The organism is Terrirubrum flagellatum (genome assembly GCF_022059845.1).
Taxonomy (GTDB): Bacteria; Pseudomonadota; Alphaproteobacteria; order Rhizobiales; family Beijerinckiaceae; genus Terrirubrum; species Terrirubrum flagellatum.
The window spans coordinates 1065810-1081778 of sequence record NZ_CP091851.1 but is presented as its reverse complement, the minus strand read 5'-3'; the positions used below and the strand labels follow the sequence as shown (position 1 = coordinate 1081778).

Sequence of the window (15969 nt, the reverse complement as noted above, 5' to 3'; positions counted from 1 at the left end):
CCGCGATTTCTTTCAACCCACGCGATTCTCAAATCACTTGTCTGTCATCGGAGAGGCACGCTATGCGGTATCGTCAGATTCATCTCGATTTCCACACGTCCGAGCGCATTCCTGGCATCGGCTCGAAATTCGACCCCGACGATTTCGCTCGCACGCTGGCGGCCGCGAATGTCGATTCCATCACTGTTTTCTCGAAATGCCATCACGGCATGACCTATCATCCGACCAAGGTCGGCATGATGCATCCCCATCTCGACTTCGATCTGATGCGGGCGCAGCTTGACGCGTTACACAAGCACGATATTCGCGCGCCAATCTATATTTCAGCCGCATGGGACGAATATATCGCGCGCACCGAACCAGGCTGGCGGGTGATCTCGCCAGAAGGCTCGCTGGTGAGATCACGCACAGAGGCGCTCGGCGCCGGTTGGGCTTTCCTCGATTTCTCCTCGCCCTATCTCGACTATCTCTGCCGGCAGGTCGAGGAAGTGATGATCAACTACCCCGACGGCGATGGCATCTTCATCGACATCTGCTTCCAACTCGTTTCGCTCAGCGCATGGGCGCAGACGCGCATGGAGGCGCAAGGACTCGACTGGACGAATGAAGAAGACCGCGTCACCTACACTGAGAAGATTCAACTCGAGTTTTTCGAGCGCGTCACCGACGCCGTGCGCAAGCATGATCCCAAGATGCGGCTGTTCTACAATTTTGGTCATATCAGGCGTGGTCGTCGCGATATCCTGAAATATTTCAGCCATCTCGAAATCGAGTCGCTGCCGACGTCCCATTGGGGATATGAGCATTTTCCGGTCAGCGCCCGCTATGTCGATACACTCGGCATCGAATTTCTCGGCCATACCGGCAAATTCCATCACACCTGGGGTGAAGTGGGAGGCTACAAGAAGCCGGACGCGCTGTTCTACGAGTGCGGCGCGATGCTGGCGCAAGGGTCGCGCTGTCTCATCGGTGATCACCTCCATCCGACGGGCGCGATCGACAAGACGACCTACAACGCCGTCGGAGTAGCTTACGCACATGTCAAGGCGTGCGAACCTTGGGCTGTCGACTCAAAAAATCGCGCTGAAATCGGTATTCTCAGCACCGAAGCGGCGCGCAGGCCTAGGCTCGCCGGCCGTCCGACTCATCACGACGGTTCCGACGACGGCGTTGCGCGGCTGCTGCTAGAAGGCAAATTCACCTTCGACTTTCTCGATTCGGAATCGGATTTTTCCGGCTATCGCCTGATCATCCTGCCTGACTCCATCGAGATCACTCCGGCCTTGAAGGCGAAAGTTGCGAGCTGCGTTGAACGCGGCGCGCGCGTCCTCCTGACGGGTAAAAGCGGAATCGACAGCGAAAAAGGCTTCGTCTTCGATGTCGGCGCGAAATGGGAGGGAACGTCGCCGAACAAGGCGGGCGACTATCTCCTGCCCTCTGCCGATCTGCGCGCCTCCTTCGTCAATCACCCCTTGTTCATGTATGCGCCTTCCGAGCGCATCAAAGTCACGGATGGAAAGTCGCTCGGCGTTGTGCATGATCCTTATTTCGATCGAACTCCGGCTCACTTCAGCGGTCACGTCCATACGCCACCGCAGCCCGAATCTTCTGGCTACGATGCAGGGGTCGAGAAAGGCGGCTATGTCTATCTCGCCCATCCCTTCTTCGACGCCTACAAGCGCATCGGAGCGGTCGCCATGATGGAGATCGCGGAGAAGGCGGTTGCGCACGCGCTCGGGCGTCGTCGGATGATCGAAACAAACTTGCCGCGGGCCGGCCGCGCGACATTGCGCCGCCAGGCGAGGGAAAATCGCGACGTGCTGCACCTCCTGCACGCGACGCCGGCGCTGCGCGGCTTCATCCGCAACGAGAATGTGCAGCCGATTCAGGATCTGGTGACGCTGCATGACATCGACGCTTCGATCGAGACAGATAGACCGGTGAAGTCCGTGCGACTGGCTCCATTTGGCGATGCGCTTCCCTTCGATATGAAGGATGGCCGCGTATTGTTCCGCGTTCCGAGGCTACGCGGCCATGCGATGATCGAGATCGCATACTGACGGGAGGGCGTGTTCCACAGCCTGATCGGGCTTGAACGCCCGATCAGGCGCGCGAGTCGCCGCCTGAGTCGGGCTCGAACATCTGGCGCCAGCCGGCGTGCAGGACGGAAGGGTCCTCGCGATCGACGCCATATGTTCGCAACACATGCTGCACGTCATTCATGCGACCAACGAGTTGCGGCCCCTGCCGCAGCCCTACGAGGATCATCAGCACCTCGATGACGATGAGCTGCACCACATAGGCGTCAGTCCCGACCAGCATCGTGGCGTCACGAGGCACATCGACGGGCAACACGATGTCAGCAAGGTCGGCCAGCGGCGTGCCGCTTTGCGCCAGCGAGATCACGGTCGCGCCCTTCATCTTGCCGACTTCGACAGCGCGCAGCAGCGTCGGCATGCGGCCGACGAAGGAGATCGCGATCAGCACATCTTCTGACGTCAGAGTCGCGGCGGCGACGAGTTGGAAATGCGCGTCCGAAAATGCGTTGGCGCTGAGACCAAGCCGGAACAGCCGCGCCTGCATGTCCTGCGCAAGGAAATGCGAGGTCGCGCCGGTGCCAAGGCAATCGATGCGGCGGGCCTTGCTGATGGCAGCCGCGGCGCGATCGAGATCGATCGAATCGATGCGGCGCTGCCACTCCGCGATGACAGTGGTCATGCTGCCGGTGACGTTGCGCAGCACGTCGCTCGCTGTTTCACCGATCCGTACCGATCGGTGAAGAAACGGCGCGCCAAGCGCGAGCGCGCCGGCGAGTTTGAGCTTGAGATCCTTAAGGCCCTGGCAGCCGATCATTCGGGCGAAGCGCACAATCGTCGGCGCACTGACGCCGGCTCGCGCGGCAATGTCTTCGACATTGGCCTTCACCGCCCATTCCGCTTCGTCGAGAAAGAGCCTGGCGACACGCCGCTGGCTCTCGGACATGCCGTCGAGGCCAAGCCGGATCGAACTCAGAATATCGGACGCGCCGACGGACTCATCGGCGCCGCCGGGACGACCGGTCGGGTCCGAAGGAGGGGCGGTTTCCGTCATGCGGCCTGACTGTGAACGAGATCGAAATGGCAGGCAAACCGATGCCCCTCTCCGGCTGGCCTCAAGGCAGGAGCTTCCGCGGCGCATCGCTCGGTCGCATGCAGGCAGCGCGTGCGGAACACGCAGCCGGACGGCGGCGCGAGCGGAGACGGAATGTCGCCTTTCAGCATGCGCTGTCGCGGCGACGCGTCAGGATCGGCCTTTGGCGAGGCGGCGATCAGCGCCCGTGTGTAGGGGTGTCGCGGATGGCGAGACACCTGCTCAGCCGCGCCGATCTCCATGATGCGGCCGAGATAGAGCACGGCGATGCGATCGCACATCAGCTCGACCACATCGAGATCATGCGAGATGAACAGCATCGACAGGCCAAGCCTTCGACGCAGATCCTGCATGAGATTCAGCACCTGCGCCTGAACGGAAACATCAAGCGCAGAAACCGGCTCATCGGCGACGATCAGTTTCGGCTCGACTGCGAGCGCTCGCGCAATGCCGATACGCTGTCTTTGCCCGCCAGAAAACTCATGGGGATAGCGATCCATATGCGACGCCGGCAGGCCGACGAGTTCAAGCAATTCGCCAATACGCGTGCGCCGGGCCGCGCCGCGCGCCAGGCCATGCGCGTCGAGCGCTTCGCCGACAATGCTGGCGACGCGCAGACGGGGATTGAGGCTGGCGTAAGGGTCCTGGAAAACCATCTGCGCACGGCTGCGGAAGCTTTTGAGCCGCCGTTCCGGCGTCGCTGTGACGTCCTCGCCATCGAAGCGGATCGACCCGTCTGTGGGATCGATAAGGCGCAACGCCAGCCGCCCGATGGTGCTCTTGCCCGAACCGGATTCGCCTACGAGCCCGAGCGCCTCGCCGCGGCCAACTTCAAATGTCACGTCGTTGACAGCGCGAACGAGCTTCGGCGCCTTGCCGAAAGTCTTGCTGAGGCTCTCGATGGCCAGCAAAGGCTCCGCGCTCATGCAAGCTCCTTCCAGCGCAGGCAGCGCATTTCGCGCGCTCCGTCGCTCTCCAGCATCGGCGCATTTACGGCGCAGACGGGCTCGGCGCTGGCGCAGCGCGGCGCGAAGGCGCAGCCGCGTTCGACGCGCGAGACCTGGCCCGGGATTGAGCGCACGATGCGCCGCCCCTCCGCATCTTGCGTCGCGCGCGACGGCATGCAGTCGAGCAGCGCTCGGGTATAGGGATGACGCGGCGCATGAAAAAGCTCGCGCACCGGCGCGCTCTCGACCACCTCGCCCGCATACATCACGGTCACGCGATCAGCGATCTCGGCGACCACGCCGAGATTATGCGTGATGAACAGCACGCTCATGCCGAACTCGCGGCGCAGCCGATCGATGAGCGCGAGAACCTGCGCCTGAATCGTGACGTCAAGCGCGGTGGTCGGCTCGTCTGCAATCAGAAGCGAGGGGCGGCAGGAGATCGCGAGCGCGATCATCACGCGCTGGCGCATGCCGCCCGACATATGATGCGGATAGTCCGACGCGCGGCGCGCCGCATCGGGAATCTCGACGAGTCCCAGCATCTCGACCGCATGCGCCCAAGCCTTTCGGCGATCAAAGCCGAGATGGAGACGCACCGCCTCCGCGATCTGTTCGCCAACGGTGAGCACCGGATTGAGGCTTGTCATCGGCTCCTGAAAGATCATCGCCATCTCGGCGCCGCGAAGCGCCTGCAGCGCGGCGCGTGGCGCTATTGCGAGATCGATGATCTCGCCGGAACGGCGATGAAAGAGAATGCGGCCGCGCGATACTCGTCCCGCCGGACGCGGCAGCAGGCCCATAGTCGCAAGACTGGTTACCGATTTGCCGGAGCCGGATTCTCCAACCACTGCGACAGTCTCGTTCGCGCCGATCATGAGCGACGCGCCGCGCACGGGCGTCACCTCTCCCTCCTCGGTGCGGAAGGAGACCGCGAGATCCTCGATCTGGAGAAGCGGCGTCGCCATTCAGACCGCCTTTCTCAGCTTGGGGTCAAGCATGTCGCGCAGTCCGTCTCCCACAATCTGAAGCGACAACGCGACGAGAACGATGGCGACGCCGGGAAAGGCGACGACCCAGAGTGCGTCCTCGGCATATTGCTGGCCGGATGCGATCATCGTGCCCCAGGTCGGCGTCTCCGGCGGCACGCCGGCGCCGAGGAAGGAAAGTCCGGCTTCTGCGAGCACAGCATAGGCGAAGATGAAAGTCGCCTGCACCAGAACGGGCGACGCCACATTCAGCAGCACATGGACGCCAAGAATGCGCCAGATGGAGACGCCAAGAGCGCGCGCCGCCTCGACGAAAGGCAGCTCGCGCACGACCAGCGTCGAGGCGCGGATCACGCGCACCACGCGCGGCGTGTAGACGATGGCAAGCGCAAGCACGACATTCGCGGCCGATGCGCCAAGCACCGCAACCAGAAAGATCGCGAGCAGAATGTCGGGCAATGACATCAGCGCATCAACGATGCGCATGACGATCGCGTCGGCTTTCTTGAAGTAACCCGCAATGAGACCGAACGCAGCGCCGACGGAGATCGAGATCAGCACCACGGCGAAGCCGATGCCGAGCGAAGCGCGCGCGCCCCAAACCACGCGCGAGAAAATGTCGCGGCCGAGCTCATCAGTGCCAAACCAGTTGACTTCGCCGGGTGGACGGAGACGACGCGTGACGCGCATCGCGGAAGGGTCGAACGGCGAAGCCCACGGCGCGAGCGCTGCGAGCGCGAAAGCGACAACGAGGATCAGCGTCGCGGCCAGCACCAGCTTGCGCCGGAACAGACGCCGCAGAAACAGGAATGTGGGTGAGCTCATCATGGCGCGTCAGGACCGCACGCGCGGATCGACGAGCGTGTAAATCACGTCGATCGCCAGATTGATGAGCGCATAGATCGCGGCCACCACCAGCAACGCGCCCTGGATCACGGGATAGTCGCGGCGGAGCACGGCGGAGACGACGAGATTGCCAACGCCGGGCAGGCCGAACACGGTCTCGGTCACGATCGCACCGCCTATCAGGAGCGCCAGCGTGAGGCCGAGCACGGTGATGACAGGCACCAGCGCATTGCCGAAGGCGTGGCGCAGCACGACGCGCGTCTCCGAAATTCCATTCGCGCGCGCCGTCCGCACGAAATCGGCGTCGAGAACGTCAAGCATGCTGGCGCGCGTGAAGCGCGTGATCAGCGCCGAATTGACCACGCCTAGGACGGCCGAAGGCAGCAGCAGATGTTCGATCCGTTCGAAAAAAGAAGCGCCCGGCGCGCCGTAGCCCGCGACGGGGAACCAACCCAGCCTCACCGCAAAGATCTGGATGAAGATCAGCCCGAGCCAGAAGCTCGGGATATTGGCCGCGAGCATCGCAAGGCCGCTCACCGCCTGATCAATCGGACGTCCGCGCCACACGGCGGATGCGACGCCGGCCGGCACGCCGATCGCAGCGGCGATGGCGAGCGAAAACATCGCAAGAAAGAAGGTCGGCTCGGCGCGCTCCAGCAGCGCCTGCGTCACCGGTCGCTGCAGAAAGATCGACTGGCCGAGATTGCCTGTCGCGCACTCCTTCAGCCACAGCGCGAATTGCAGCAGCACGGGCTTGTCGAGCCCATAGACGGCGCGCAGCCGCGCGATGTCTTCAGGCGTCGCCTGATCGCCAAGCATCAGCGCGGCGGGATCGCCGGGCGCCAGTCGAGTCAGGAAGAAAACGAGGGCGGCGACGAGGAAAAGCACCAGCAGGAGGCCGGCGGCCCGTCGCCCGATTTGTGCAAGCATCGTCGCTCCCGCGGGACAAGCCGCGCAACGTTGCAGTCAATCCCACGAGGGGCTTGAGGCGCCGTCGCGAGAATTGTTCAGCCGACCCGATATCGCTTATTTCGCGAGATCGACGTTCCAGAAGGACGGCCACGGCATCGGCGCATAGCCGTTCAGCTTCGCCGATGCGCCCGCAAGCGCGGCGAAGTTGCCAGCGCGGATGTAGGGAACCTCGTCGTAGACGACCTGCTGCACCTTGGCCCAGAGCGCACCGCGCTTCGCCGGGTCAGCTTCGCTGTTAAACGCGCTGAGCGCCGCATCCTTCGCCGGCGTCGACCACCAGCCCGGCGCGCCGTCGCCCAACTGTGGCGGCGACAGCATCGGCTCCGGCAGAAAGGCCGAGTGCGTGATGTAGATGTCCCACAGGGCCGCGTCGCCACGACGCTGGATCAAAGTCGCCCAATCGACGACATCAAGCTGCACCTTGAAGCCAGCCGCCTTCATCTGCTCGGCCATCACGAGCGCCATGCGGTGATGGAAGTCGTACTGTTTCGAGTTCAGGATGCGGATTGGCGTTCCGTCATATTTAGCTTCGGCGAGCAGCTTCTTCGCGCCAGCGACGTCAGCCTTGCTGTATTTGTCCTTGCCCGCTTCGGAATAGAAGGGCGAGCCCTTCGGGAAATGCTCAGGCGCAAGCGCGAAAAATTTCGGCTCTCCGAAGCCCGCCACCATGACCTCTTCGAGATCAAGCGCCATCTGATAAGCTTGGCGCACCTTCACGTCGGCCATCGGCCCCTGCTTGGTGTTGGTCGGGAAATAGGGGAAGCCATAAGGCATGGTCAGCACGGCGCGCGCGCCGCTGGCGCCCGACACTTTCTTGAAGCTTTCGACCGGAAGCTGGTCAGCGAAGTGATATTGCCCGGCGACCGTTCCCTCGACACGCGTGTTGGCGTTGGGAACCGGGATGAACCGCAATTCCTCGATCTTCGCCTCACGTTTGCCGGCGTATCCCGACGGAGCCTCGCTGCGCGACGCATAACCCTCATGCTTCACCAGCACGACGAACTGGTCCGGCTTGCGCTCGCGGAATTTGTAAGGGCCTGTGCCGACGAATTCGGTGAGCGGATTGGCGATGCTCTCCTTCGCCATGATCGCGGCAAAGCCAGACGGCAGCGCGAGATGTGCGAGAAGCGCCGGGTCAACCTTGTTGAGCGCGATCTCGACAGTCGTCGCCCCCTTGGCCGCGACGCTTGTGATGCTCTTTGCGAGACCCTTGCCGCGCGGCGTCATGTCGAGCCAGCGTTTCAGCGAGGCGACGACGTCTTCGGCGTCGAGATCGCGGCCGCTATGAAGCTTCACGCCCTTGCGCAGCTCAATGACATAGCTCTTCCCGTCAGCCGACACCGCTGGCATCGTCGCCGCCAGCATAGGCTGGATCGCCCAGTTCGCATCAAAGGTGAATAGCGGCTCGTAGACATGCTGCATGATCACGCCGACGAGATCGGCGGTCGACGCCATGGGATCAAGCGACTGCGGCTCGCCGACCATGGCGAGATTGGCGCTGGAGGTGCCCTGGGCGAAAGCCAGACCGGACGGAAGGGCGACTGACGCGCCAAACCCCGCTGCGAGGGCGCCCAGTCCGCGCCGGGTGATCATGCTGTGATTGGAATCGCGATTCCGCATTGGCTCTCCCCTGCCGATAGCGACGCCCTGCGCGGCGTTGATGAAAACTTATTACATATACATGGCCTGTCAACTCAAAAATAATGGCATATCCGGATAAAATCGCTAGAAATTTTGCGATCTTGAGTACATTATGTAATTAAATTCCTGCCTAGAGACCCCCAATGACATCGCTCGACTTGGTTTTGCGCGGAGGCCGGGTCGTGGACCCGAGCCAGAGCGTGGACGCTGTCATGGATGTCGGCTTCAGGGACGGGCGCGTCGCAGCCCTCGCTCCCTGGCTCGATGGGCAGGCGATCCATGACGTCTCAGGCAAAATCGTCACGCCGGGCCTGATCGACCTTCACACCCATGTCTATTGGGGCGGGGCGTCGCTCAGCGTTGATCCCATGGCGCTTGCGCGGCGCGGTTGCACGACACTCGTAGACACTGGCACCGCCGGCGCCGGCAATTTTGACGGCTTTCGCCGTCACGTTATCGAAACCTGCCCGGCGCGCATCGTCGCCTATCTCAATATTTCTTTCGCCGGCATCTACGCCTTCTCCAAACGCGTGATGGTCGGCGAAAGCGGCGATCAGAGATTGCTCTCGCCCCTCGACACGCTCGAGGTCGCCGACGCCAATCGCGATGTGCTCGCCGGTCTCAAGGTGCGCGTCGGCCAGAACGCGTCGGGAACGTCGGGCATTGTGCCGCTCGAAATCGCGCGCCAGACAGCGGACAAACTCGACATGCGCATGATGGTGCATATCGATGTGCCACCACCGACGCTCGAGCAGGTGCTTGGCCTCATGCGGCCGGGCGATGTGCTCACGCATTGCTTCCGTCCTTTCCCCAATTCGCCTGTCACGCGCGACGATCATGTTCTCCCGGCGGTGATAGAAGCGCGCGAACGCGGCGTGTTGTTCGATATCGGTCATGGAATGGGCTCGTTTTCATTCGAGGTCGCGCGCGTGATGCTCGCCAATGGTTTTGCGCCCGACACGATCTCAAGCGACGTTCACGCTCTTTGTATCGAGGGACCGGCGTTCGACCTCACGACGACTCTGTCGAAATTCCTCTGTCTCGGCATGCCGCTCGCCGACGTGATCCGTCGCGCCACGATCAATGCGGCGAAAGCGATCGAGCGACCGGAGCTCGGCTCGCTCAAGCCGGGCATGATCGGCGACGCCTCGATCCTATCGCTCAAGCGCGGGTCGTTCGATTACGTGGATTCGACAGGCGTAACTCTGAAAGGCGATCAGCGTATCGACGCCGAAGGCGTCGTCATCGGAGGCCGGCTGCTGGATCAGAAGCCAACGGCGCTGGCCGCGGAATAGCCGCCCGGCAACTAATCGGGCCAGCGCAGCAACCGCTCGAAGCGCGCGGCTCGCCGTCCTTCCACGGTTGTCACGGGCCGGTCGTTGCGCCGGCGCGCGATGTCGAGTTCCTCGACGACGCGCTCTTTCACGATCTCTGCTTCGCCGGGATGGAGATTGCAGGGATCGAGCTGGAAGAATCCCTGCTCGACCTCGTGATCGCGCACGATCACTGGCGGATTTCCGCCGGCGAGCGCGTCCGCGAGATCCCACGCCGCCAGGCCGGCCGCATCAGGATCGACGGACAGCATCAGGCGGTCGATCGGATTGCCGGTCGGGTCGGGGATAATCTCGGCGCACACGCCCGGTCGATCCGAGAACGCGTTTTTCCACATGTCGAGATAGCCGCGCTCCATCGCGCGAACGCCGGCATGATCGCGCCGCTCCCACGCTTCGAGCGCGGCCATTGTCGCGACGACGCTCTCCTTCCCCACCTTCATTCCTCGACCGATGCCGCTGTTCTGCAGGAAGGTCGCGCGAACGAGATCCTTGCGGCCGGCCACGACGCCGGCAGTCAACCCGCCCAGAAACTTGTGTGCGCTGTAGATGGCGATATCGGCGCCGGCCGCAAGGAATCCCTGGAGATCACATTCCGACGCGAGATCAGCGATCACAGGCACGCCTTTCGCGTGACAAGTTGCGGCGAATGCATCGAGCGGAATCTGGCCGTACTGCACTGTGTGATGTGAAACCACATAGAGCGCGGCGGCGGTGCGCTCGTTCAGCTTCGCCGCGAGCTGATAGGCGCGAGCGTCCGTTACATTGCCGATAGGAACCGGCTTCGCGCCGGTAAGGCGGATCGCCTGCTCGATCGCCGCGCCATATCCGGTCATGTGCCCCATCAGGATCACGACCTCGTTCTTCATGCCTGTGACGTCAGGCAGTTGCTCCACGCGCGCGAGATCGGCGCCCGTCATCGCGCCAGCGATCGCGAGTGTGATGCCGGCCGACGCGCTCGCCGTCACAAAGCCGGCCTCGCCTCCAGTCGCTTTCGCGATCACACCGCTCGCCTTGCGATGTAGATCGTTGATCTCGACCCATTCCGGCAGGATGTCGGATGCGGCGCGCACCGCCTCCGCAACGGCGATCGAAGCGCCGAGATTCGTCATGGTGCCGGAAACGTTGATGATCGGCCGCAAGCCCAGGCGCGCGCGAATATCCGATCTTGGCCTGTCCGTCATGATGTCTCCTAATGCATCTCGATGCGCGCGAGGAATGATTTCAGACGTTCATGCCTCGGATTGCGCAGGACTTCGCGCGGCGCGCCTTCCTCGATCTTGCGTCCGCCTTCCATGAAGACGACGCGCGTGCCGACATCGCGCGCAAACGTCATTTCATGGGTGACGACAATCATGGTCATACCTTCGCGCGCGAGAGAGGTCACGACCGCCAACACCTCGCCGATCAGCTCCGGATCCAACGCCGAGGTGATTTCGTCGAGAAGCAGCACCTTCGGTCCCATTGCGACGGCGCGCGCGATGCCGACGCGCTGTTGCTGGCCGCCCGAGAGCTGGCTCGGCATATTATCCATGCGATCGGCGAGCCCGACGCGCTTCAGCCAATGCTCTGCGCGGTCGGCCGCCTCCGCCTTGGAAAGTCCCCTCACCTTCACAAGGCCGAGCATGACATTCTCACGCGCCGAGAGATGCGGGAAGAGATTGAAGAGCTGAAACACCATGCCGATGTCGGCGCGGATTTTCGCGAGCTCGCGCTCGCTGCGATGACGTCGCGTCGCAGCATCGCCATCGCGGAATCCCACTTCGACGCCATCGACCTGAATAGAGCCGTCATCATAGGTCTCAAGCGCATTCACGCATCGCAGCAGCGTCGTCTTGCCGCTGCCCGATGCTCCGATCACGACGACGGATTCCCCCCGCCCCACGTCAAGATCGACGCCCTGAAGCACGTCAACAGCGCCGAAGCGCTTCTTCAATCCCCTGATCCTGACGACCGGCTCCGCCATGCTCATTCCCTGATATAGGCGTAACGCGCCTCGAGTCTGCGGCTCAGCACGCTGAGGCAATAATTGATGACGAAATACATCGCCGCTGCAAGCAGATAGATCGGCAGCGGCTCATAGGTGCGGCCGATCACCTGCTGCGCAGCCAGCATCAGATCGACAACGCCGACGAGCGAAATCAGCGAAGAGCCTTTCACGGCGTCGGTCACCGAATTGATCCACGGCGGCAGGAAACGTCGGACCGCTTGCGGAAAAATGACGTAGAGAAGTCGCTGTGGAAAGGTTAGCCCGATCGCCTTTCCCGCATCCGTTTGCCCCTTGGCGATAGACTGGATCGCTCCGCGCGCGATCTCGCCGACATGCGCGGTCTTAAAAAGAGTGAGCGCAAGCAGGAACGCCGGCAGCGGCTGCAGATTGAAGCCGACGAACGGCAGGAGATAATAGATGCTGAAGATGACGACGAGCAAAGGCGTGCCGCGCAGGATGTCCGACGCCGCGCGCAGCGGTAGCGTCAGCCACCAGGAGGCGTAGGCGAAAGCGACGCCGACGAGCAGGCCAAGCAGCAGCGAGCAGATGACGACGATAAGTGAGACGAAGAGCGTCATCAAAAGCCCCTGCCACAGAAACGGCAGGGTTCCGACGACGAAGGCGAAAGTGTCGCTCATCGCCGGCGATCCCGGATCAGCAGCTGCTCAAGCCCGCGCAAAGCGACGAGGATGACATAACCCGTGACGAGATAGAGCGGACCGACGATCATCCAGACTTCGACAGCCCGGAAGGTGTTCGTCTTGATCCAGTTCGCACCGTAGGTCAGCTCGGGGACAGCGATGACGGACGCGAGCGACGTGTCCTTGAACAACGAGATGAATGCGTTGGACAGAGATGGCAGCACGATCCGCAGCATGATCGGAAATCTGACATGGGCGAGCTGGCCCCATGGCGTCAGCCCGATGGCTTTCGCTGCATCGCGCGCTCCTTTCGGCACGGCGTCAAGGCCGGCCCTGAACACCTCCACGAGATAGGCGCCGGCGTAAAGCGAAAGCGTCGCCACGAAGCTTTCCGTCGCGCCATAGGCGAAGCCACCAGCCGACGGGATGCCATAGAAGACAAGATAGATCAGCAACAGCAGCGGAACATTGCGGACAAACTCGACATAGGCTGTAACAAGCTTGCGCAGGATGACGGACTTGCCGCCATACACGACCGCAAGCGCGAAGCCGATGACGCAGCCGATCAGGATCGAGATCGCGGCAAGCTCGATCGACAGCGCCAGCCCCCACCAGAGCCGGGCTGAATGCCGCCAGACGAGATTGAAGTTGAGGTAGTATTCCACCAGTCGCGAGCCGACGCCTTGAAGACGCCGGCCCCCGTTATGACGGTCAGATCACCGGGAATCCCGGCGTGCGGCGCGGAGGCGCGGCGCCGAAGAAGTCCTGAAAGGCCTTGTCGTAGAGATCAGTCTGATGGCCGTGCATGTTCACGTTCAGCGTCGTGTTGACAAAGCTCAGCCAGTCGAGATCGCCCTGCCGCATCGCGATGGAGTAGAGCTGCGTTTCATAATGGAAACCGGAATCGAGGTACTTGTCAGGATTGCGCTTCACCAGCCATCCCACGGTCGAAAGATCGATAATGGCAGCGTCGGCGCGACCTGAATCCAGCGCCTGGATGACGTTCGCTTGCGTGTCGAGTTGAAGAACCTGCGCCTGCGGCAGCGCCTTTTTCACCAGAGTATCAGCGTCGACATTCTGCAGCACGGAGGCCTTGGCGGCCGAGCCCGCATCCGTCAGCTCCTTGTGCGTCTTGTATTTGCCCTTCGCCGAAGTCAGCAGCGCAACGCCCTCGACATAGTAGGGGCGTGAGAAATTCACGAGCTGCGCGCGCGCCGGCGACACGGTCATGAACTGGATGACGCAATCCACCTTGCCCGTGGTCAAATTGGGAATGCGCGCCGCCGGCTCCTGCCTCACGAACTCGATTTTGCTCACATCGTCGAACAGCCCGCGCGCAAGAATCTGTGCGATAGTGATGTCCATGCCGGTGAGCTGGCCCTTCTCGTCTTCGAAATGCCAGGGCGCGTTCGTCGATCCGGTGCCGACGATAAGTTTGCCGCGGCTCAGGACCGTGCGCAGCGTGCTCCCGGCTGGCGCCTGCGCCGCCGCCTGCTGCGCGGTCATCGTCCCAGCGAAAGCCGCTGCGCCTGCTGCGAGCGCTCCCAGCTTGAGGAGATCCCGTCGAGGCGACATCTGTTCTTCCGGCAGTCCGTTCATGGCTCTCCCTCCTCTTCCCCCGCAATTGCAGACCGAAAGCTGACGCAACACAAGTGGGCGAGCAGCGCGCTTGGCGCAGCTCAGGAGGGCAAGGCCATGCTCTCAGGCCAGCTCCTGCCCCCCGGTGATCTTTACGACCTCTCCGGTGATAAAACGCGAACGCTCCGAAGCGAGCGACAGCACGACATCGGCAACGTCCTCGGGTTGTCCCTCGCGCCGAAGCGGCGTGCGCGTGACGCCGGCCTGCCGCCCTTCCGGCGTACTGAAAATGTCGTGAAAGCGCGTGGCGATCAGGCCGGGAGCGACGGCGTTCACGCGGATGCCAAGCGGCCCGACCTCCTTGGCGAGGCTCAGCGTCAAGGTCGCGATGGCGCCTTTCGCCGCGGCATAATGCGACGCTCCATTGCCGCCGCCATTGAGCGCAGCCAGCGACGACATCAGGATAATCGATCCCTTGCGACGAGGCTCCATCACGCGCAGCGCCGCCTGACAGGCCAGCATGGCGCTCGTAACATTGACCGCGAAAGCCTCCTGCCACAGCGACAACGGCGTCTCTGTCAAGCGCGAGCGCTTGAGAAGGCCGCCGGCATTCGCGAACAGCACCTCAACGGGACCGAAAGCCTCCTGCGCCTGAGCGAAGGCGCGCTCCACCTCCGCCGGATCGGTGGCGTCAGCCTTGATCGCAAGCGCTCGTCGCCCGTTGCGATTATACTCCAGCTCGATCGCCCTCGCTTCATCGACGCTGGTCGCATAGGTGAAGGCGACGCGAGCGCCGGCGGCGAGAAAGGCGCGCGTCGTCGCAGACCCGATGCCGGACCCGCCGCCCGTGATCACCACCGATACGTTCTCGAATTCCATCACGCTCTCCTTCAGGCCATCGTCGCCAGCATCGCCGGCGACACCTCGTGGCGAAGCGGCTCGCCTCTCAGGAAACGCGCGATGTCGTCGACAGCTGCGCCGCCCTGCAGCGCATAGGTGTCGGCGGAGTGGCCGGCCGCATGCGGCGACAGCCAGACATTAGGTAATCCGCGGAGCGGATCATCGGGAGGCAGCGGCTCGATGTCGAAAACGTCGAGGATCGCGTTGAAGCGCCCGCTGCGCAGCGCTTCGAACTGCACCTGCTGATCGACGATCAGCGAACGCGCCGTATTGATAAACAAGGCGCCGTCGCGCAGCAGTGCGAATTCGTGCGCGCCGATCATTCGTTCGGTCTCTGGCAAAGCCGGCGCATGAAGGGAAATGACGTCGCAGCTCTTCAGGAGATCATCGAGCGAGGTGATCTCAACACCAAGCGCCTGCACTCTTTCTGCGGTAAGCTGGGGATCATTCACAAGCACGCGGCAGCCAAACGCCTTGAACAGCGCGATGACGGCGCGTCCGACATAGCCTGCGCCAACAATACCGACCGTCATCGCGCCGAGCAGGCGTCCGCGATAGCGCTCGCGGAGATCGAACCAGCCCTCCCCCGCTTTCATGCCGGCGTCATGCCGATGCGGCGAGCGCAGGACCGAAAGCGTTTGCGCGATGACGAATTCCGCCACGGCGGCGGCGATGAATTGCGCCGCATGGGTGACGCGCGGCCGGCCCTCTGCGACCGCATCCAGCGGGACGAGTTTGCGAATGGAGCCGGCGGAGTGCGCGACGAGGCGAAGATCGGGATGCGCGGCGAGAATTTCCGCGGTCAGCGGCGGCGTGCCCCATCCTGTCAGCGCCGCGCTCGCGCCATCGAGAAGCTTGGGGAGCGCAGCAGCGTCGACGGCCGCGTCGTGAATGCGCACCTCAGCGACATCAGCGAGGCGCGCCTGCGCCTCCTTCGTCAGCATCATCTCACGCATGGCTGGCGCGAGCAGAACGGCGACGATTGGTCGATTGGTCATGAAGCAA

Annotated in this window: 15 protein-coding genes; 2 read left to right on the top strand and 13 right to left on the bottom strand. The window is 62.9% G+C overall.

Features of this window, described 5'->3' with window-relative positions:
• Window positions 1-62: 62 nt before the first annotated feature.
• Window positions 63-2060 (top strand): beta-galactosidase trimerization domain-containing protein, encoded by a 1998-nt coding sequence (locus tag L8F45_RS05395; RefSeq protein WP_342361862.1) that lies wholly within the window; start codon window positions 63-65, stop codon window positions 2058-2060.
• A gap of 43 nt (window positions 2061-2103) precedes the next feature.
• Here L8F45_RS05395 and L8F45_RS05390 read toward each other — a convergent pair whose 3' ends face one another.
• From L8F45_RS05390 to L8F45_RS05365, 6 genes are all read right to left on the bottom strand, one after another.
• On the bottom strand, window positions 2104-3090 hold the full coding sequence (locus L8F45_RS05390; RefSeq protein WP_342361861.1) for a MurR/RpiR family transcriptional regulator: 987 nt from the start codon (window positions 3088-3090) through the stop codon (window positions 2104-2106).
• On the bottom strand, window positions 3087-4055 hold the full coding sequence (locus tag L8F45_RS05385) for an ABC transporter ATP-binding protein (protein ID WP_342361860.1): 969 nt from the start codon (window positions 4053-4055) through the stop codon (window positions 3087-3089). The genes L8F45_RS05390 and L8F45_RS05385 overlap by 4 nt, the downstream gene beginning before the upstream one ends.
• A complete protein-coding gene (locus tag L8F45_RS05380) occupies window positions 4052-5044 on the bottom strand; it encodes an ABC transporter ATP-binding protein (protein WP_342361859.1) in 993 nt (330 codons plus the stop codon). The genes L8F45_RS05385 and L8F45_RS05380 overlap by 4 nt, the downstream gene beginning before the upstream one ends.
• Entirely contained in the window at window positions 5045-5893 is an 849-nt protein-coding gene (locus tag L8F45_RS05375; RefSeq protein ID WP_342361858.1) for an ABC transporter permease, read from the bottom strand.
• A 6-nt stretch (window positions 5894-5899) separates the two neighbouring features.
• Window positions 5900-6841 carry an ABC transporter permease gene (locus tag L8F45_RS05370; protein ID WP_342361857.1) on the bottom strand — a complete coding sequence of 314 codons (942 nt, stop codon included), beginning with the start codon at window positions 6839-6841 and terminating at the stop codon, window positions 5900-5902.
• 96 nt (window positions 6842-6937) lie between these two features.
• The gene (locus L8F45_RS05365; protein ID WP_342361856.1) at window positions 6938-8503 is read right to left on the bottom strand and encodes an ABC transporter substrate-binding protein; all 1566 of its coding nucleotides are present in this window, start codon (window positions 8501-8503) and stop codon (window positions 6938-6940) included.
• Window positions 8504-8667: 164 nt separating this feature from the next.
• Here L8F45_RS05365 and L8F45_RS05360 point away from each other — a divergent pair, with 164 nt between their 5' ends.
• Window positions 8668-9819 (top strand): amidohydrolase/deacetylase family metallohydrolase, encoded by a 1152-nt coding sequence (locus L8F45_RS05360; RefSeq protein WP_342361855.1) that lies wholly within the window; start codon window positions 8668-8670, stop codon window positions 9817-9819.
• Between the two features lie 11 nt (window positions 9820-9830).
• Here L8F45_RS05360 and L8F45_RS05355 read toward each other — a convergent pair whose 3' ends face one another.
• From L8F45_RS05355 to L8F45_RS05325, 7 genes are all read right to left on the bottom strand, one after another.
• Window positions 9831-11039: an aminotransferase class V-fold PLP-dependent enzyme gene (locus L8F45_RS05355; RefSeq protein ID WP_342361854.1), complete on the bottom strand. Its 1209-nt coding sequence runs from the start codon at window positions 11037-11039 to the stop codon at window positions 9831-9833.
• 8 nt (window positions 11040-11047) lie between these two features.
• Complete coding sequence (locus tag L8F45_RS05350) at window positions 11048-11821, bottom strand: amino acid ABC transporter ATP-binding protein (protein WP_342361853.1); 774 nt, start codon at window positions 11819-11821, stop codon at window positions 11048-11050.
• Window positions 11822-11823: 2 nt separating this feature from the next.
• Window positions 11824-12483, bottom strand: coding sequence for an amino acid ABC transporter permease (locus L8F45_RS05345; protein WP_342361852.1), 660 nt, complete (start codon window positions 12481-12483; stop codon window positions 11824-11826).
• Window positions 12480-13151 carry an amino acid ABC transporter permease gene (locus L8F45_RS05340; RefSeq protein ID WP_342361851.1) on the bottom strand — a complete coding sequence of 224 codons (672 nt, stop codon included), beginning with the start codon at window positions 13149-13151 and terminating at the stop codon, window positions 12480-12482. The genes L8F45_RS05345 and L8F45_RS05340 overlap by 4 nt, the downstream gene beginning before the upstream one ends.
• A gap of 46 nt (window positions 13152-13197) precedes the next feature.
• A complete protein-coding gene (locus L8F45_RS05335) occupies window positions 13198-14085 on the bottom strand; it encodes a transporter substrate-binding domain-containing protein (protein WP_425329984.1) in 888 nt (295 codons plus the stop codon).
• A gap of 102 nt (window positions 14086-14187) precedes the next feature.
• Entirely contained in the window at window positions 14188-14943 is a 756-nt protein-coding gene (locus L8F45_RS05330) for an SDR family NAD(P)-dependent oxidoreductase (protein WP_342361850.1), read from the bottom strand.
• 11 nt (window positions 14944-14954) lie between these two features.
• A complete protein-coding gene (locus L8F45_RS05325; RefSeq protein WP_342361849.1) occupies window positions 14955-15962 on the bottom strand; it encodes a hydroxyacid dehydrogenase in 1008 nt (335 codons plus the stop codon).
• Between the last annotated feature and the right edge of the window lie 7 nt (window positions 15963-15969).